At 50.4% G+C, this 17,793-nt stretch carries 15 protein-coding genes and 1 tRNA gene; 11 read left to right on the plus strand and 5 right to left on the minus strand.

Annotation, left to right across the window (positions count from 1 at the left end; genetic code table 11):
• Positions 1-19: 19 nt before the first annotated feature.
• The 5 genes from JOE21_RS13405 to JOE21_RS13425 all read left to right on the plus strand — a co-directional run bounded on the left by JOE21_RS13405 (position 20) and on the right by JOE21_RS13425 (position 7,618).
• Positions 20-1,411, plus strand: coding sequence for an NAD(P)(+) transhydrogenase (Re/Si-specific) subunit beta (locus JOE21_RS13405; protein WP_309867140.1), 1,392 nt, complete (start codon positions 20-22; stop codon positions 1,409-1,411).
• Between the two features lie 857 nt (positions 1,412-2,268).
• Positions 2,269-4,908, plus strand: a complete 2,640-nt coding sequence (locus JOE21_RS13410) for a S8 family serine peptidase (RefSeq protein WP_309867142.1) — start codon at positions 2,269-2,271, stop codon at positions 4,906-4,908.
• A 322-nt stretch (positions 4,909-5,230) separates the two neighbouring features.
• Positions 5,231-5,458, plus strand: coding sequence for a hypothetical protein (locus JOE21_RS13415; protein ID WP_309867144.1), 228 nt, complete (start codon positions 5,231-5,233; stop codon positions 5,456-5,458).
• A 208-nt stretch (positions 5,459-5,666) separates the two neighbouring features.
• Positions 5,667-6,452 carry an RNA ligase family protein gene (locus JOE21_RS13420; RefSeq protein WP_309867146.1) on the plus strand — a complete coding sequence of 262 codons (786 nt, stop codon included), beginning with the start codon at positions 5,667-5,669 and terminating at the stop codon, positions 6,450-6,452.
• Positions 6,449-7,618, plus strand: a complete 1,170-nt coding sequence (locus JOE21_RS13425; protein WP_309867149.1) for an AAA family ATPase — start codon at positions 6,449-6,451, stop codon at positions 7,616-7,618. Before JOE21_RS13420 ends, JOE21_RS13425 begins: the two co-directional genes overlap by 4 nt.
• Before the next feature lie 468 nt (positions 7,619-8,086).
• Here the strand turns inward: JOE21_RS13425 and JOE21_RS13430 are convergent, their stop codons facing one another.
• Genes JOE21_RS13430 through JOE21_RS13440 form a run of 3 tightly spaced genes read right to left on the minus strand, consistent with a single transcriptional unit; the run spans position 8,087 to position 11,708 of the window.
• A complete protein-coding gene (locus JOE21_RS13430) occupies positions 8,087-8,557 on the minus strand; it encodes a (2Fe-2S)-binding protein (protein WP_374709377.1) in 471 nt (156 codons plus the stop codon).
• Positions 8,558-8,562: 5 nt separating this feature from the next.
• Positions 8,563-9,393 (minus strand): FAD binding domain-containing protein, encoded by an 831-nt coding sequence (locus JOE21_RS13435; protein WP_309867154.1) that lies wholly within the window; start codon positions 9,391-9,393, stop codon positions 8,563-8,565.
• Complete coding sequence (locus JOE21_RS13440; protein ID WP_309867157.1) at positions 9,390-11,708, minus strand: xanthine dehydrogenase family protein molybdopterin-binding subunit; 2,319 nt, start codon at positions 11,706-11,708, stop codon at positions 9,390-9,392. The genes JOE21_RS13435 and JOE21_RS13440 overlap by 4 nt, the downstream gene beginning before the upstream one ends.
• Positions 11,709-11,881: 173 nt before the next feature.
• Here JOE21_RS13440 and JOE21_RS13445 point away from each other — a divergent pair, with 173 nt between their 5' ends.
• From JOE21_RS13445 to JOE21_RS13470, 6 genes are all read left to right on the plus strand, one after another.
• Entirely contained in the window at positions 11,882-12,943 is a 1,062-nt protein-coding gene (locus tag JOE21_RS13445) for an XdhC family protein (protein ID WP_309867159.1), read from the plus strand.
• Complete coding sequence (locus tag JOE21_RS13450) at positions 12,894-13,457, plus strand: NTP transferase domain-containing protein (protein WP_309867464.1); 564 nt, start codon at positions 12,894-12,896, stop codon at positions 13,455-13,457. The genes JOE21_RS13445 and JOE21_RS13450 overlap by 50 nt, the downstream gene beginning before the upstream one ends.
• Positions 13,458-13,492: 35 nt before the next feature.
• On the plus strand, positions 13,493-14,407 hold the full coding sequence (locus JOE21_RS13455; protein ID WP_309867163.1) for a YIEGIA domain-containing protein: 915 nt from the start codon (positions 13,493-13,495) through the stop codon (positions 14,405-14,407).
• Positions 14,408-14,608 carry a capping complex subunit for YIEGIA gene (locus tag JOE21_RS13460; RefSeq protein WP_309867165.1) on the plus strand — a complete coding sequence of 67 codons (201 nt, stop codon included), beginning with the start codon at positions 14,408-14,410 and terminating at the stop codon, positions 14,606-14,608.
• 281 nt (positions 14,609-14,889) lie between these two features.
• Complete coding sequence (locus JOE21_RS13465) at positions 14,890-15,936, plus strand: right-handed parallel beta-helix repeat-containing protein (protein ID WP_309867168.1); 1,047 nt, start codon at positions 14,890-14,892, stop codon at positions 15,934-15,936.
• A gap of 131 nt (positions 15,937-16,067) precedes the next feature.
• Positions 16,068-16,144: transfer RNA gene (locus JOE21_RS13470), tRNA-Pro, on the plus strand.
• A 164-nt stretch (positions 16,145-16,308) separates the two neighbouring features.
• Here the strand turns inward: JOE21_RS13470 and JOE21_RS13475 are convergent.
• Both JOE21_RS13475 and JOE21_RS13480 read right to left on the minus strand, forming a co-directional pair.
• Positions 16,309-16,671, minus strand: a complete 363-nt coding sequence (locus JOE21_RS13475; RefSeq protein WP_309867170.1) for a DUF2512 family protein — start codon at positions 16,669-16,671, stop codon at positions 16,309-16,311.
• 131 nt (positions 16,672-16,802) lie between these two features.
• Positions 16,803-17,636: an HAD family hydrolase gene (locus JOE21_RS13480; RefSeq protein WP_309867466.1), complete on the minus strand. Its 834-nt coding sequence runs from the start codon at positions 17,634-17,636 to the stop codon at positions 16,803-16,805.
• Between the last annotated feature and the right edge of the window lie 157 nt (positions 17,637-17,793).

Consider the following 17,793-nt stretch of genomic DNA (forward strand, 5'->3'; position numbering starts at 1 on the left):
GGGAGGCGAAGGTTGGACGATGAATTGGGACATAGTTACTAATCTTTCGTATTTGATCGCTTCCGCACTGTTTATTTTCGGCTTAAAACTGCTCTCATCGCCGAAAACGGCCCGTCGCGGCAACGCTTTAGCGGCGACGGGAATGCTCCTCGCTGTCGTGGTGACGCTGTTGGATCAGCAAATCCTCTCCTTTGGGACAATTCTCATGGGGTTTGTGATCGGATCCATCGTGGGGGCAGCCGTCGCCCACTGGGTGAAGATGACGGCGATGCCGCAGATGGTTGCCGTGTTCAACGGCTTCGGGGGCGGTGCCTCCGCCTTGATCGCGTGGGTGGAGTTTTCCAGACTGCTGGCGGGTCCTGCTGAACTTCCCGCATTCATCGCTCTTGCGGTAGTGTTGAGTCTGTTGATCGGCGCGGTCACCTTATCCGGAAGCCTGGTGGCTTTCGGTAAACTTCAGGAATGGGTATCTACTGCACCGGTTCGTTATCCCTTGCAACACCCCCTGAATTTATTGATCTTTTTGGGGTTGCTGGCTTTTTCGGCTTATCTGGTGGGTGGAGCCGCCGAGTTGGAGATTTTGCTGGCGATCACCGGCATTTCCCTGCTGCTGGGTGTTCTGCTGGTGCTTCCTATCGGTGGAGCGGATATGCCCATCGTGGTTTCACTGTTGAATTCCTACTCCGGTCTGGCAGGGGCGGCGGCTGGCTTCGTCATCGGAAGCAATATCCTGATCATCGCCGGTGCATTGGTAGGCGCATCGGGTATTATCCTAACCAGTATCATGTGCCGGGCGATGAACCGCTCCTTGGTCAATGTCGTCTTCGGCGGTTTCGGCACAGGTTCCGGAAATTCTACCGATACCGGAAGTGCAGGCGGGACGATCCGGGAAGCGACCGTTGATGAAGCGGCCATCATTTTGGGCTATGCCCGCTCGGTCATTTTTGTCCCCGGATACGGACTGGCCGTCTCTCAGGCTCAGCATCAACTGCGGGAGCTGGCGGATCTCCTGGAACAGCGCGGGGCCAAGATACGCTATGCCATCCATCCGGTGGCGGGGAGGATGCCCGGTCATATGAACGTCTTGTTGGCGGAAGCCAATGTCTCCTATGACAAACTGAACGACCTGGAGGAGATCAACCCGGAATTTTCCCGTACGGAAGTGGCGGTCGTGGTCGGTTCCAACGATGTGGTGAATCCTTCCGCCCGGGATGTGCCGGACAGCCCCATTTACGGCATGCCCATCCTGAACGTGGATGAGGCGGATCATGTTCTGGTGCTCAAACGTTCTCTCAAACCGGGCTTCTCCGGTGCGGACAACCCCTTGTTTTACAAGGATAAGACGATGCTGTTGTTCGGTGATGCCCAGGATTCCCTGAAAAATCTCGCCCAGGAAGTAAAGGCTCTTTAAACAAGAAACGTGGCAAGCTTGTTAAGGAGTGCACCATCCAAGGAGAAATCCGGGTCGGTATGGAACCGAAAGGGACTTAGTCGACAAAAGCCCGGAAGATATCATCTGATATCTTCCGGGCTTTCTTATTGTTTAAGGCGCTCCGCCGCCACGGACACGGTCGGATTGCATCATTTCTCGATCGTCGTGCCCGCCGATGAGATCCAACCCATCGTCCAGCGGCTGCGGGAACTGGATACTCCGATCACTGGGGATGGAAAGAGCGTTTGGACAACGGATCCATTTGCAAACCGAATTTGGATGGACACGGTCAAATACTACAGTTGTGCTTATAAGAGCAGGTGCAGATGTGAGAAGGGAGGGTGGTGGGATGGCTGCGATCCTTTGCGCTTTTTGCAAGAGATCGAAGACAGCCCGCCACCCCGACCAACCCAAGCCCTCCTATACACTCTTAGTATAAATGTAACTGTAGTACTAACGGTCATTCATTGAAACAAACGATCGATCGCGATTCAATATGAAAAGAGCACCCCGGTTGAAGGGGTGCTTTTTTGATGAATCAATCGATGGAAAAAAGAAGGAATAAAAGGGAAAGAAAGCGGTATCTTCGTTTTATGACAAAAATGTAAGATAAATAACAGGAAAAGAGATAGAAAAAAAGGTGATCCTGTTATATTTTATAAATTGTTCGACAGGAAGGAGTGGATGTCCACTTATCCTCGGGATGGACTCATCAAGGGATGGCTGAACCGCGCTTCCCAGGGATTGCATCGATTCATACGATACACACCCGATTGAATTGTCGTTCACTTGTCCGGATTTTTTTCTATTTAAACATGAAAGAAAGGAGCTTTTATATGAAACGATGGTTGGTTTTTGTCACCGCTCTTTCACTCGTTGTTTCCAGTTTGGTTTATATGGCTCCCACGGATGTCCAGGCCGACTCTCATGAGGTGAAACCTGAAAATAAAATTGCTCAAGGTGTTTCCACCAAAGAAGGGAAACGCGTTCGGGTGCTGGTTGAGATGAAAGCGGCTCCTGTCGCTGTCTTGAACGAAAAATCGGATGTCGATGAAGAAGAGATCCGAACCGATGTGGTGGAAAAACAGGAAGAATTGTCTGAAGAGATGAAAGAAATTTCGCCCGATTTACAAGTGGGGGAATCCTATGACACGGTCTTTTCGGGAATGGAGGTTACCGCCGACGGAGCAGATATCAAAAAGCTGGCGGAACTGCCGGAGGTGAAAAGCATTTATCCGGTTCGTACCTATCAGACCACCATGAAGGGAAGCGCCCCGCTCATTGGAGCCCCCGAAGCATGGAAAGAAAAAGATTCCAAAGGACAGCCCCTGAAGGGGAAAGGGATCAAAGTGGCCGTGATTGATACCGGAGTGGATGCCAAACATCCGGATCTGAAAGGGAAAGTGGTCGGGGGATATGATTTTATCGACAAGGACCGGACTCCCCAAGACGGTCACGGACACGGCACTCATGTGGCGGGAACCATCGCCGCTGACGGAAAGATTAAAGGGGTGGCTCCGGGAGCCTCGATCCTGGCCTATAAGGTGCTGGATGACGAAGGGTTCGGAGATACGGCGGATATCATCGCCGGTGTGGATCAAGCTGTCAAAGACGGTGCAGACGTGATGAACCTCTCCTTGGGGATGGATGCCAACGTTCCCGATGAACCCATGTCCTGGGCGCTGGAACGTGCCGTACAAAACGGTGTGGTCGCAGTGGTGGCCAACGGAAACGCAGGTCCCGACCGCTGGACAGTCGGTTCGCCGGCAGCCACTGCCAATGTCATCTCCGTCGGTGCCTCCACCAAAAAAGAACGGTCACCGGTCGTACAAGTAGCTGGCGACCGCAAAAAAGTGGAGATGAACAAGATTTTCTTCTCACCGGATATGCCGCTGAAAGGAACCTATTCCCTGGTGGACGCCGGTACGGGGAAAACCGCTGAGATGAAGAAAGCAAAAGGAAAAATCGCGCTGGTGAAGCGAACCCGCAATAATGTCAGTGCCGTGGCAAAAAGGGCTAAACTGGCGGGAGCCGTTGCGGTAATCGTTTATAACAACAAGGGCGGAGACTGGTTTGCCGAACCCCTTATGGTGGAAGTGGACGATAAAGGAAACAAGCTGGCGACTCCGATCGCCACGATCTCGGGTGGCCACGGAACCTATCTGAAAGAACAGCTGGCAGCAGGAAAAGCCAAGGTACGGCTCAGTTCCGTAAAACGGGAGAAAATGACCGATTTCAGCTCCCGCGGACCCGCTGTGGGAAATTGGGAAATCAAGCCTGACGTCGTTGCACCGGGTCAAAACATCGTCAGCACCGTTCCCAAAACCGTCGTCAAAAGCGGATACCAAGCCGATAGCGGGACCAGCATGGCCGCTCCCCACGTCGCCGGAGCCGCCGCTCTCCTGCTCCAAAAACATCCCGAATGGAATCCGCAAGAGGTGAAATCAGCGCTGGCCAATACTGCGGTCCCCCTGAAAGATACGGACCAAAAGCCGTATCCCAAATCGGTCCAGGGAGCCGGACGAATCGATGTCATGAAAGCCTTGCACACCAAAACTCTGGCCATGCGCAGCAGTGTTTCGTTCGGGTTGTTGAAGCCGAATACCGGTGTTCAGAAGGTGGAAAAAAACGTACAGGTGAAAAACCTGGACAGCCGGGGAAAAACGTATACCACTCGGGTGGGTTTGGATAAACGAAACAAAGGTTTTTCAGTGGATGTGCCCAAATCCGTCACTGCACAACCCGGTGAGACCGTTTCGCTTCCGATCACCTTAACCCTCGATACCAAGCTGCCGCGGGGGGAATATACCGGCACTCTCTATCTGAAGGACGGATCCCGCGAGATCAAGGTGCCGTTCCAGGCATTGATCGATCCCAAAGGATACCCCTTGCTGGAGATGCTTAGCTTATCCGAATGGGTGATCTCCCCCAATGGCGACAATATCTTGGATGAGACCGTCCTGTCCTACTATTTGCCTGTCTCACCGGATGAATTGACCATCACCCTCCATCGGGAAGTTGATGGAAAAGCGGACTATACGATTTACCGGGCCAAGCAGCCGAACCATGGAGCGATCGATTGGGTTTGGGACGGAAAAGATATCAAGGGGAAAACGGTGAAGGACGGAAACTACGATATTCGCGTCACCGCGACATATCTCGGTAGAAAGGGAGAAGCATTCAGCTCGATCGTGGTGGATACCACTCCCCCGCAGATCCGGTTGAACAAGCAGACGGATAAGCCCCGTTTGTCTGGCTTAGTAAAGGAAGACAACCTGGAACGTCTGCATTGGCAACTGGAGGGAGAGAAAAAGTGGAAAAAAATCAACTTTAAGTTCGTCAAGGATGACCTGTATCGATTTAATCGCCTCTTTTCGAAGGGTGAACTGAAAAAAGGGGAAAACAAAGTGACGATCCGCGCCATCGATATCGGAGGCAATATCTCGACCAAAAAAGTGACTGTAACGAGTCCATGATGTTTGGTAAATAAGGGTTTAAGCCCGGGAAGGTTATCATGATGGTAACTTCCCGGGTTTTTTGTTTGGGTTTCTGGGATCCTCCCTAAAGGAATGGTGGTTGATGAACGTTAAGAAGTGCTGTTTTTACGGATGCATACCCTTTTTTAATGCATTTTTCCGATTTTTAATCGGCGGAAGCCTCAAACAATCATACGTTTTGTGTGAAATCGATCATAAGTTTGAAATTAAGGTTGAAAACTAGCACTCTGGATTCCCAATAACAGTAATTATGTAGTAAGATAAAAATGTGGGAATCAATTCTTACAAGGGGTATATGGGAATGGATACCGTGGGAACGCATGATATCGGAGCCGCGATTCGCAGGGTAAGAAAAGAGCGAAATTTAAGAGTAGAAGATGTTTATTGTCCGGAAACAAGTAAAATTCAGGAAGGAGAATATCCTGTTATCGATTGGGATCGGTTCGGAAATTCCGGAAATACAATCTATAGAACATTTCTTAGCTTCTTGGTAGAGAGGTTTCCGGAAGCGATTGATAACTTAGAGTAAATGATTTGAGAGTTTCTATTGCTGTTCGGGATTGATAGAATCTATTAGATGACGGTCACGCTATAGAAGATCCGAAGGGGTTACGGCGACAGTAAACCCGATTTTGAGGAAATCGACTTTTCCTAGCCATTAATGATCGGAGAGAAATCCATGAGAGACGGAGTCGTCCGACTCTGTCTTCTTTTTCGTTGAAAAGAGGGATGAAGCGATGAATCGCATGGACAAGTATCCCCGCACCCCCCATATCGCCGGTTCCGGCTTGCAAGCGGGGGATGAGGATTTAAACGTAGTGCCCTTTGATCAGTTGATAGGGCAGTATCTCGTAGTGGAAGAGAAGATGGACGGGGCCAACAGCGGGATCAGTTTTGACAGCGGCGGTCAGTTGTATTTGCAGAGCAGGGGGCATTTTTTGACGGGGGGCTCGCGGGAATCGCAGTTTCATCTTTTTAAAAGTTGGGCGCATCGGTATGCGGGGGAGTTGTGGGCGTTGTTGGAAGATCGGTATGTGATGTACGGTGAGTGGATGTATGCCAAACATACCGTCTTTTACACGGACTTACCTCATTACTTTCTGGAGTTTGACATCTATGATCGAAAAAGCGGCCACTTTCTGTCTACGGAGCGACGGAGACAGCTGTTGTCCCAGACGCCCTTTATCGTGTCGGTCAAGGTGTTGTATGAAGGTCCGTTAGCTTCCTTTCGTGCGTTACAATCCCTGATCGGTCCGTCTCACTTTATCGCGGGAAACTGTGTGGAACAACTGCGCCGGTCAGCCGCCGAACAGGGGTTGGATCCCGATCAGGTGGTGCGGGAGACCGAGACGGGCGGGTGGATGGAGGGTCTCTATATCAAACGGGAGGAGGGAGGGGTCGTTACTGGGCGTTATAAGTATGTTCGAAGCGACTTTTTACAGACGATCCTCGATTCCCAGAGCCATTGGATGAATCGGCCGCTGTTGCCCAATCGGCTGAAAAAAGGAGTGTCGTTGTTTTGAAATCGTGGACGTTTCTCCATTGTCCGGAAGCACCGGATTGGACGGTGGATTGGGAGCGAATTTGCCGGGAGTACGCATGGGTGGAGGCGATGGCGGGGGTGCCGCAGGATCCGGTCCACCATGCGGAAGGCGATGTTCAAGTGCATACGGAGATGGTGGTAAAGGCACTGGCGGAATTACCGGAGTGGCGGAGATTGAAGCGGGAAGAACGAGCCATGCTGTTTGCCGCCGCCCTGCTCCATGATGTGGCCAAACCGGCTTGCACCCGGACAGAACCGGACGGATCCCTCTCTTCTCGCGGTCACGCCCGCCTCGGCGCCGCCATGGCCCGGAATCATCTCAGCGATATCGGACAAACCATCTTCGCACCGCTTTTTGTCCGGGAAACCATCGTTTCCATGGTTCGATTGCACGGACTGCCGCTCTGGTTTCTGGAACGGCCCGATCCGGAGCGGATCGTAGCCGCCGCCAGTCAGCGCGTCCGGTTGGATTGGGTCGCCTTGTTGGCGGAGGCGGATGTGCGCGGGCGGATTTGTCAGGATCAAGAGGAACTGCTGACGAGAGTGAAGCTGTTTCGGGAGTATTGTAAAGAGCTGGGGTGTGAGACGGGTCCGCGCCGGTTTGGCAATGAGCACAGCCGCTTTCGGTATTTTCGCGGCCTGCAGCGTGATCCCGCCTATACCGCCTATGACGATACCGCTTTTGAAGTCGTGCTGATGGCGGGACTACCCGGCGTGGGCAAAGATACGTGGATCCGTCGACATCTTTCCGATTGGCCCGTCATCTCCCTCGACCAAATCCGCCGCCGGCGCAACATCAGCCCCAGCGGTCCCCAGGGTGAGGTGGTGCACCGCGCAAAAGAACAGGCGCGCACGCTTTTGCGCCAAAAGCGCTCCTTTGTCTGGAATGCGACCAACATCACACGGATGACACGGGAAGGGTTGATCGACTTGTTCGCCTCATATGGTGCGCGAATCCGGATCGTCTACTTGGATGCCCCCATTGAGACGATTTTGAGACGCAACCGGGAGCGGAAGGAACGGGTTCCCGAAGACGTGATCCATCGATTGCGAAACAAGCTGGAGATCCCCGATCTGACGGAGGCGCATCATGTGGAGTGGATTGATGGCGAGGGTAATGAGAACCGATTGAAAAACCTCGTATAGTAAAAGAAAAAAGCTGGAGTGACCAAAAGGTAATGCCTGTGTGGTTACTTCAGCTTTGGTTTGGAGTAGAGGCCTGTTTCCGTGAGAAGAAGGGAGGGGTGGTATTCATTTTGTTGCAAAAGAAGACGGAAAACCAAACCGACCGACTCGTTCGCGTGAAGTCCGGGAAATACAGATCGAAGTGATATCTGTAGGGGGCACAAGAAACGAAGTGGACCCAGGCGAGACTTGTGCTTTGAGAGTGCAAAGGCGAACCAAAAACCAACCCAACTCGGAACCTTCGCCCTACGTATTATTCAGACACACTCTAATACTACAGTTGCATTTGTACGAAGCGAGTGTAGGAGCGTGGGTGGGTCGGGCTGGCGGGCTGTCTTCGATCTCTTGCAAAAAGCGCAAAGGATCGCAGCCATCCCACCACCCTCCTTTCTCACATCTACATCTGCTCTTATAAGCCCAACTGTAGTACTAATGAGCCTGTGGTGGATACTGCGTTAAAGCCGTTTTCACGGCTTCTTCGATTTCTTTATATCCCGTGCACCGACAAATGTTGGATTCCATCCATTCTACAATCTGAGAATCACTGGCCTGGGGATACTTGTGAATCAAGGCATGGCCATTCATGATAAAACCCGGGGTACAATAACCGCATTGAAAAGCAAATTTTTCTATGAATTCCTTCTGAATGGGCGCGTTCTTCAATCCTTCCACTGTTGTAATCCTTCGATCAACCGCTTCAATGGCCAGCATCAGACAGGATTTCATCGGCTCACCGTCCACATCGATGGTACACGTTCCACAATCTCCGTTCAAACAACCGGGTTTTGCTCCCGTTAACCCCAGCTTCTCTCTGAGAACGGTTAATAGGATATCCGCGTGCCTCACGTAGACCGTTCTTGTTTCGCCATTTACATGTAAAACGATTTCAGATTGGTGCATGTTCTTCACCCTTCCAATCCTTCCAGTACATCCAGCAGTGTATTTTTTAAAACAAATAACCGATAATCCGCCGATCCTTCAACATTATCCAGGATGGGCCCCGACAAGGATTGAACAGCTTGTTCAGCCCTCGCTTCAGGGGTTAATTGTTTATTGTTTAACGTTGTTTCCATCCCTTTATCCCGGAAAGGAAACGGATAAACGCCGCTGAACGCCACTCGGATATCATCGCCTTTTTTTAGAGCTGCTACCGTAAGAAGAGGATAACCGATGTTCCATTGTTTTCTTTTTTTTACACTGAAAAAGGGCAAATGAAGATCTCGTTGGTCCGTGATCACTTGAACGAGAAGCTCTCCTTTTGCTAACTGGATATTTTGGTCAAAAACTTGCTCAATAGGGACAACCTTGATCCCTTTTTCATCGGCTATCCCGACCCGGCTGTCTGTGAGTAAAAGGGGTAATACCGCTTCCCGGTAATAGATACTGCCGCAAACATTTCCGCCTAACGTAATCTTGTTGCGAGCCGTACGGTCGGCAATTTCACCAGCGGTCTTGCTTAACAAAGGAAACGGGTTGCCTTCAATCAGCTTTGTCAACGGGACTGCTGCTCCCATTACCAACCGGTTTTGTTCCATTTGTAACACGTGGCACTCTGGAATTCCTTTAATGTCGATCACGGCTCCCGTTACCACCCGCTTTACTCTTCCCAGCGTGATCAATTCCGTTCCACCAGAATAATAAACCGGCTGCTTACCCTGCTTATCCAATAAGTGAAAAAGGCGGGTCGCTTCCTCTATCGATCCCGGCCTGTAATACTCAAAATCATAGGGAATCAAGCGGAGCCACCCGCCTTCTTGGCTTTCCAGATGGACTCAGGAGTCAGGGGAAGATGGTTTAGAGGCACACCCGCTGCGATTGATAAGCTGTTGGCCAGTGCGGCAGGCATTCCGATTAACCCATGTTCGCCGACACCGCGCGCCCCATAGGGGGAGTCAAGATGAAGGGTCTCATGAAAGTCGATGACATATTCCGGATGTTCACCGTAATGGAGTGTTTTATAGGTACGCAGCCGCGGATTTTGAATCCTCCCTTCTGTATCAAATATAAACGCTTCTTTGGCTGCAAAACTGATTCCCATGGCCATCGCACCCATCACCTGCCCTTGTGCCCCTTTATTGTTAAGTACTTTTCCGATGTCAATCACGGAATAAGCTTTTAAGATGTTGTACGTATAGTCCCTTGTATCAAATTCGATCTCTATCCCTTGGGTACCCACCGTCCATTCCGGTCCAGGGTCTCCCTTCCCTGTTTCATGATCGATATGGGTCAGGTGCCTTAGACTGTAATTTCCGTATGCGACGATTTGCCCGCCAATCCCATACCCGTTCGGATATTTATATCCATAGGCAATATCTTTTATTTGTAAAAAAGTTGCCGGATTATCTCGTAGAAAGACTTTTCCATACCCCACCATTAAATCATCCGGTGAACAGACGAACACACGGGAAGCGATCTCTTTTAGTTGCCGAATCGCATCATCAGCCGCTTTTAACACGGCTCTTCCCGCCATAAAGGTGCCTCTGCTGGCAACCGTTTTCCAATGTTCCGGCGTTGACTGGGTATTGACTTCCATCTGAACATGGATTTGATTCACATCCATGTTCATTTTTTCTGCCAAGATTTGGGCCAGCACGGTTTTGGTTCCCGTTCCGATCTCCACAATTCCTGAAAGTAGGTTGATACTACCGTCCGGGTTAAAGGTTAACGTAACCCCGGAACCGGCATTCGTATCAATGGTTGACGTTTTCCATATACAACTGATGCCTTTGGCACGAACTTTACGGTCGCTAATCGCAATCCGCTGTCCTTCATTCCAGTTCATCAGCTCTTTCAACCGCTGGATACATGTCGGTAAATCTCCCACATTACTGGCATGAAGCGAGGTTTGAGTAGGGGTGTTATGTCCGGGGCGAATCGCATTTTTATCTCGAAGTTCCAGCGGATCCATCCCCAGCTTTTCAGCCAGCAAATCCATTGTTCTTTCAAAAGCAAATAAAATCTCCGAATGGCTAAAGCCCCTGAAAGCGGTGGCATAGGGATGGTTGGTATAGACACACAAGGAGTCGCACCAGATATTTTCAATATGATAAGGTCCGGTACAAGTAACGGCAGCGGCTCGGCTGATCGTGGCACCTTTATCCGAATAAGCCCCGGTATCAAACAAATAAACCATTTCCGCAGCAGTTAATGTTCCATCCTTTGTACAGCCCAGCTTGACGGTCGCATGAAGTCCAATGTGTACGGGTGAGGTAATCATATCCTCTTCCCTTGTGTTCAAAAGCTTGACGGGTCTTCCTCCGACAGCCTGTGAGGCCAAATAAGCGATAAATTCCAACTGGACAGGCACTTTCCCCCCATACCCGCCTCCGACTAAAGGGGTATGGACGATGATTTTTCCGGCTTCCACACCAAGATCCTGAGCGATTAGCTTTTTAATCATAAAAGGAGACTGGGAAGAAGAATGAATGACAACCGTCCCATCGGGTTTGATCTCTGCAGTCACGCATCTGGTTTCCATCGCCGCGTGATCAGACGGGGAGAAGGAGAACTCGGCTTGTACCGTGACATCGCTCATCAACCAGCCTTTTTGCATGCTCCCTTTGCGAATCTTGGTGCGATCGGCAATATTGGTATTCGGCTCCGGATACACATGTTCTATTTTTTGATAGGCGGCTAAATGCTCATGCACCAAAGGGGCATTCGGGCGAATGGCTTCTGTCGGCGAATGGACAACCGGCAAAGGCTCAACCGTTATTTTTACCAGGTTAGCAGCCTTTGCTGCCTGAACAGGGGTGTCCGCGACAACGACTGCGATCGGCTCACCGTGATAACGTACTTTGTCGAAAGCAATAATCGGGCGGTCGCGAATTTCTTCACCAGTCAGCGGAGAGGGTTGGCCGGTAAGGATCGCACGAACACCGGGGATTTGCCATGCCTCAGTAGTATCAATCGACTTTATTTTGGCATGCGCGTTCGGGCTGATGACCAGCTTGGCGTGAAGCATACCTGTAGAGGGCATATCGTCGGTATATTTGGCTGTTCCGGTTACTTTGTCGAGGGATTCTTTTCTATAGACGCTTTTTCCGATCATGTCCGATAAACTCTCCTTTGAGAGGATGTCATTCATGGTGTAACGATACCTTCATCTATCCCTTTATTAAGTATTGCTTGTAATCAAAATGTCTAAACTCCCTACCGGTCCGTTTAAGGGTTCAACCAAATGGGCATCATGATTTTTGCAAAAAGAACAAGCGGGGGTCTACAGTGAAAGACGTATTCCACATTTTAAATGAATTAGAACATGCAAGCGGTAGAAACGTATTATCCACGATTATTCAAGTGGAAGGTTCCGCCTATCGAAAAGAAGGGGCGATGCTGCTTGTGAATGAGGACGGCACGCAAATCGGCCTGTTAAGCGGGGGTTGCTTAGAGAGGGATCTGGCAGAGCAGGCACAACGAGTGTTGCAAGAAGGAACCTCCCGTACCATTGAGTATGATATGAGCGCAGAAGATGATCGATTATGGGGGCAAGGCAGCGGGTGTAATGGTTCGATCCGGGTGCTTTTAGAAGTGGTCGACTCTCCACTTGCGGAACATCTGAAACGGTTGAAAAAATACTTGGATGAGGGCATCTCCGTTCTTCATGTGAAGAAGCTGTCGGACACGGGATCTGTGACGGATTACCTATTTGTAACGGAACATCGACAGGCTTTTGGGAAATGGGATGGAGCATTTCCCATGCAATGGGATCGTTCGGAAGGATATTTTATGCAACTATTTGAACCGAAACCGCGCCTGATCATTTTTGGGGCGGGGCCGGACGCCGTCCCGCTTGTCCGTTTTGCCGCTCATGTAGGGTTTTCTGTTACGGTGACCGATTGGCGACCGGAATTTTGTAATCGGACTCATTTTCCGGATGCCGATGACTGCAGAGTCGGCTTTCCACGCTCCATCGTCGAGCATTTTTCATTCTCCCCACGGGATTCCGTTATTATCATGACCCATCATTTTCAAAGAGATCGGGAAATCCTGCAAATCCTTTTAAGGGAAAAATTAAATTATATCGGTGTGTTAGGCCCCCGAAAACGTACTTCCCGATTGTTGGGTACGGAGGAGATCCCAAACTGGATTCATTCACCGGTCGGACTTTCCATCGGCGCGGAAGGGCCGGAAGAGATTGCGATCAGTATCCTTGCCGATGTGATTCAAACGGTTCGTCAAAGGAGAAAACCTCATGATTACGGGAATCTATTTAGCAGCTGGGCAGAGCAAGCGGATGGGACGTCCCAAACTTTCCCTATCGGTAGGCGAAAAAAGTCTGGGTAGCATAGCCTTAGAAGCCGCAATCCAATCTCAGTTGGATTTGATCGTGATTGTCACGCAGGAGGAGGATCCTCCTGCGTGGATCCCTTCCCCTTTTTTCTCCCCTCCTTATCGTGATCGGTGGGTGCTCCAACCGTGCAAAGAGTCGATTCAAGGTCAGTCAGCATCATTAAAATGCGGCCTCAATGTTGCACAACAGTTTCAGTCGGAGGCAATCATGATCATTCTTGCCGACCAACCATTGATTACGGTGAAAATGATCAATCACATTATTCGTCTTTATCAAACGAGAAAAGAGAAGTATATCGCCTCGTGTTATCGGGGAGTTCCAAGACCTCCCGTTCTGTTTGATTCTGAGATGTTCCCTGACCTTTATCAAATACAGGGGGACGAGGGAGCCCGCCGGATTTTACGAAAAGACCCGGATCGCGGGTTGAAGATCGAATATAAGCATGGGAAAAGCTTTCTTGATATTGATACCCCCAGTGAATACCAATCGCTGTGTGAGTTCTGCTGAATGGCCGAAGCTATAAGAGGAGGGTTTCGATTGATATGGAAAATAACGGGTTGATTTCCCCTGAATATTTAGTGATGATTACGACTGCGGTGATTACGGGGACTTTGGCACGTGTTTTCACCATGAAACAGGATTATCGACAATATCCCAGCTATCCGAGCGGGTTTTTAATTCATTTTGTAACGGCAGCCGTGGCTGCGGCTTTAGGTGCCTTTGTCATACCTGCATTAATGACTAAAAACTTTATAGCCGTTACGTTCCTTACCCTTGCGATTCAACAGTTTCGTGAGGTGCGCAAAACCGAAAAAGAAAGCTTGCAGGATTTGGAGAAAAATGAATATACACCGCGGGGAGATGCCTATATCGACGGCATTGCCAAAACATTTGAATCCCGTAATTACTTTTCCTTGCTGATCTCTTTTGTGACAGCTTTAACGATGCAGGTTTTAGAACAAGAGACATGGATTGAAGTTACAGCCGGTGTATTAGCGGGGGCGATTTTATTCCTTATACTCAAACAATTTACCAAAGGAAAGAAAGTAAACGATGTCGCCGTTGTAAAGAGAGGGAAAATTGATATAAAAGGGTCTGATCTATATGTGGATGATATCTTTGTTTCCAATTTAGCCGGATCCGAATTGGCAAAGACTCTGTTCCAAAAAAACGGTTTGGGTGTTGTCATCCATCCCAAGCACCCTCACTATAACCTTATCCTGGAGCATTTCGGACAGCGCCAAGCGATGCTGCACGAGTCGACACGGGCTGTTGGGTTACGAATGTACAGCTTCTCGTTTCAAAATTATACCGATGATCGAGTGGTGATCGCCTTGGTGCCGATTGAGCATAATTTTGAACTGTTAAAAGAGACGATTTTAAATACTCCCTTGCTGGAAAGTGTAAAAAAAGCGCCGGAACTAATGGATAATCCAATGACGGGAGGACAACAGTAGATGGAGAAGAAAACAGCTGAGGGCAAAGGAATTATCGCCTTTGTAACAACCGATAAAAACCGGTACTTGGGTGGGGATCCGTTAGCTTTGTTAGCGAAGGACGATGAAGAATTAACAGCACTGACCAATGCGATGGCCCGAGCTTTTATGGCTGATGTCCTAAAGCTTCAAACAGGTGATTGTGTGGTTATCAAAAAGTAACTTATCATAAGAACGAAGGAAAGAGCGGGAGCCTTTTTGAAGGGCTTCCGCTTTCTCATCAGATAGGACGATTCGGCTCGAATGGCTGTTCAGATGGAGACAGCCATTTTTTTATGCAGTTTGTGACAAAAACGGTGTTTTTGTGAAGGGAGAGTTTGGAGGGCCGTTGAATTGATTTGTACACGTTTGTTGCAGGTGAAATGGTTACGATGAAACCCGTCATGTCCAGCCAAAAGGAGCATACAGTTTTCTGTGGGAGAACATCTGAAGGGGGAAAACGGATGCCGGTGCACAATGTGTTGGATTTTGGCGCGGTGGGGGACGGGACTGCGGACGATTCCGGGGCGATCCAACAGGCGCTGGATGCGGCCCGGGACGACGGGGGCGGAGAAGTGGCGGTGCCAGGTGGGACGTATATCATTCGGAAAGCGCTGGTGATCTATAGCCACACCCACTTGCGCTTGGCGGAGGATGCTACCATTGTGCGGGATGCTCCCATCAATGTGATGCTGGTTAACAGCAGCGACGGCAGCGGAGGGTATGAAGCGGCCCGCGACATCCGGGTGAGTGGCGGAACCTGGGATGGACGCATGGATGCCAACGATGTTCGCTTTACGGTGATTGCGGCGGGACATGCGACAGGAGTCCGGGTGGAGGGAGTCCGCATCCTGAATGTGCGGGACTGGCACGCTGTCGAACTAAATGCAGTGAAGGACGGACGTGTGACTGATTGCTATTTCAGCGGATTTACCCTGACGCGCCGCTGGAGTGAGGCGATTCAGCTTGACCTGATGATCAATTCCAGCGCCTTTCCCTGGTTTGGTCCCTATGATCACACGCCCTGTACCGACATTGAGATCCGGGGATGTACCTTTACCGGTGGATGGGACCGCGGGATCGGCACGCATTCGGAGACGGAGGGTGTCTATCATACGCATATCCGAATCACCGGCAACCATTTTGAGGAACTGGTAGCCGAAGGAATCGAGGGGTTGCGTTACCGTTATCTCCACATTGGGGGCAACACCTTTCATCGCGTTCAGGCGGGGATCCAACTGACCCGATGCAGCTTCGCCGCCATCACGGGCAACACGTTTTACCAGCCTGCGGCGGACGGGATCACCTTACGTGAGGATTCCGAAAACAGCACCATCGGCAACAATGTGATTCAAGGAGCGGGGGGTTCCGGTGTGGTTCTCCAAAACGGGGCGAATCGGAATATCGTGACTGGAAACGTCATTACGGGCTGCAAAGGAGGAGGTATACGCCGGGTCCAGTCCAAGGGAAACATCACCATCCCCAACCAGCAGCATAACAACGGCGCATAATTTCCCTGTATTTTTTCCTTGAAAAACGATACGTACATGAAGTATAATAGTCGTTGCGGTGTTTGACTCAGCTGAAGTGCTCGATCGAAGTTCAGTATTTTGGTTCGCATGATTCACCGCACTAATATAAACGGGGCGTGGCTCAGCTTGGTAGAGCACCTGCTTTGGGAGCAGGGGGTCGCAGGTTCAAATCCTGTCGCCCCGACCACAGGATAAAAACGGGCATTGGGCCCGTTTTTTGTTTTGCGTTTTTGTTTGCGGACAAGGAGTTTATTGGATGGACCTTGGAACCCTGGAATGGAAACCGTTGCTTTTCCTCTCATCGGTGAAAGGGGAGGAGACGGTAATCGCTCCCCGGCCTGCTGTTGTCAATCATAACGGCTTGTGAAAAATTTCCCTCTGCATATTGGTATGCAACACCCACTCTCCCGCTCCGATGAACACACTGGGAGCCAATAAGAGACTGGTGTTGATCCAGGTGAACTCCATACCGAAAAGTAAGATGCCGACAAAGCTGATCAGGGCGAAAGCAAGACCGGTATCCAGCAGGGTGGCGACGGTGTTGTTGACATGGGGGAGAATCCAGAGATCGCCGATGACATAGCTGGATCCGGCCCACAGGAGACTGACCCACAGGATGTCGACCAAGCTCCAATTGGCCAGCCAACCGAGAAAGATCCACATGCTGACAAAGGCGACGATCAATTTAAAGGCGAGGGCGTACAGGTGCTTCACAGGGGACCGCCTCCTTGTATGAGATCGGTCATAAGGTATCCGATGCGGGACGGGAATATACCCGACGAGCACCCGACCATAGGCTAATCAAAAAAACGGTTCCTCCCATGCGGGAAGAACCGTTTTTGTCGTTATCCTCCCTGAACGGCTGTCCGGGGGTGGATAACATATTGATTCAGAAAGTGGGAAACACCCGCTTCTTCGTTGCTGGGAACCACATGATGAGCCGCTTGAATCAGTTCCGGATGGGCGTTGGCGACGGCAGCGGAGAGCCCGGCTTTACGCACCATCGAAAGATCGTTCAAATGGTCGCCGATTGCCGCACATTGGTCGATGGTGAGACGATAGCGTTTGGCTATCTGCTCCATGGCATTCCCTTTGGAAGTACCTCCAGGAAGGATTTCAAAGAAATTTTCCGAGGATTGCACTGTCTCCAACGGGTAGTTCAAGCTGTCGGACCAGCGGTGAAGCTTGGGCATGGTGTGGGGCGCGGCCACCGCCACCACTTTGATAACCGGTACATCAGGCAGGTCGTCATAAGTCGGAATCAGTTCCAGCGGGAATTGATCGTCGTGTTCCTTTAATGCTTCCTGCAACGGGGGGCTGATCCGGGTGGCATAGATGCGGTCGAGGGAGTAGATAAATATCTCCACTTCTTGCCCCCAGGTTTCCAATTGGGTCAACAGGCGAAACAACAAGCCCCGTTCCACCGAGGAGACGGCTTTCAGTTCCTTGGTGGCCGGATCAAACAGGACAGCGCCGTTGCACAGGATGACGGGCAGATCCACCTTCAATTCCTGAATGAATCGTTTGGCTTCCAGATAGCTGCGACCGGTTGCCAGTGTAAAATAACCACCTTGTTCGCGAAAGGCGGAGATACTTTGTTGGTTGGCGACGGGAATGTTTTTAGTCTGTGTGACCAGTGTTCCGTCGATATCGGAAACGAACATCGTGTAGTTCAACATCGACAAATGGAGCCACTCCTTTGTCTAAGATACCCCCATTCAATATAACAAGGGGGTGTGAACCGCTGTTAAAGGGGCGTTTAAGTTTTTGTGACTCTCTATAGAAACACCCGACCTCTTATTATACTACAGTTGGCCGTAAAAGAGAAGAAGCCAA

Origin of the sequence: Desmospora profundinema (assembly GCF_031454155.1) — a bacterium.
Classification (GTDB): domain Bacteria; phylum Bacillota; class Bacilli; order Thermoactinomycetales; family DSM-45169; genus Desmospora; species Desmospora profundinema.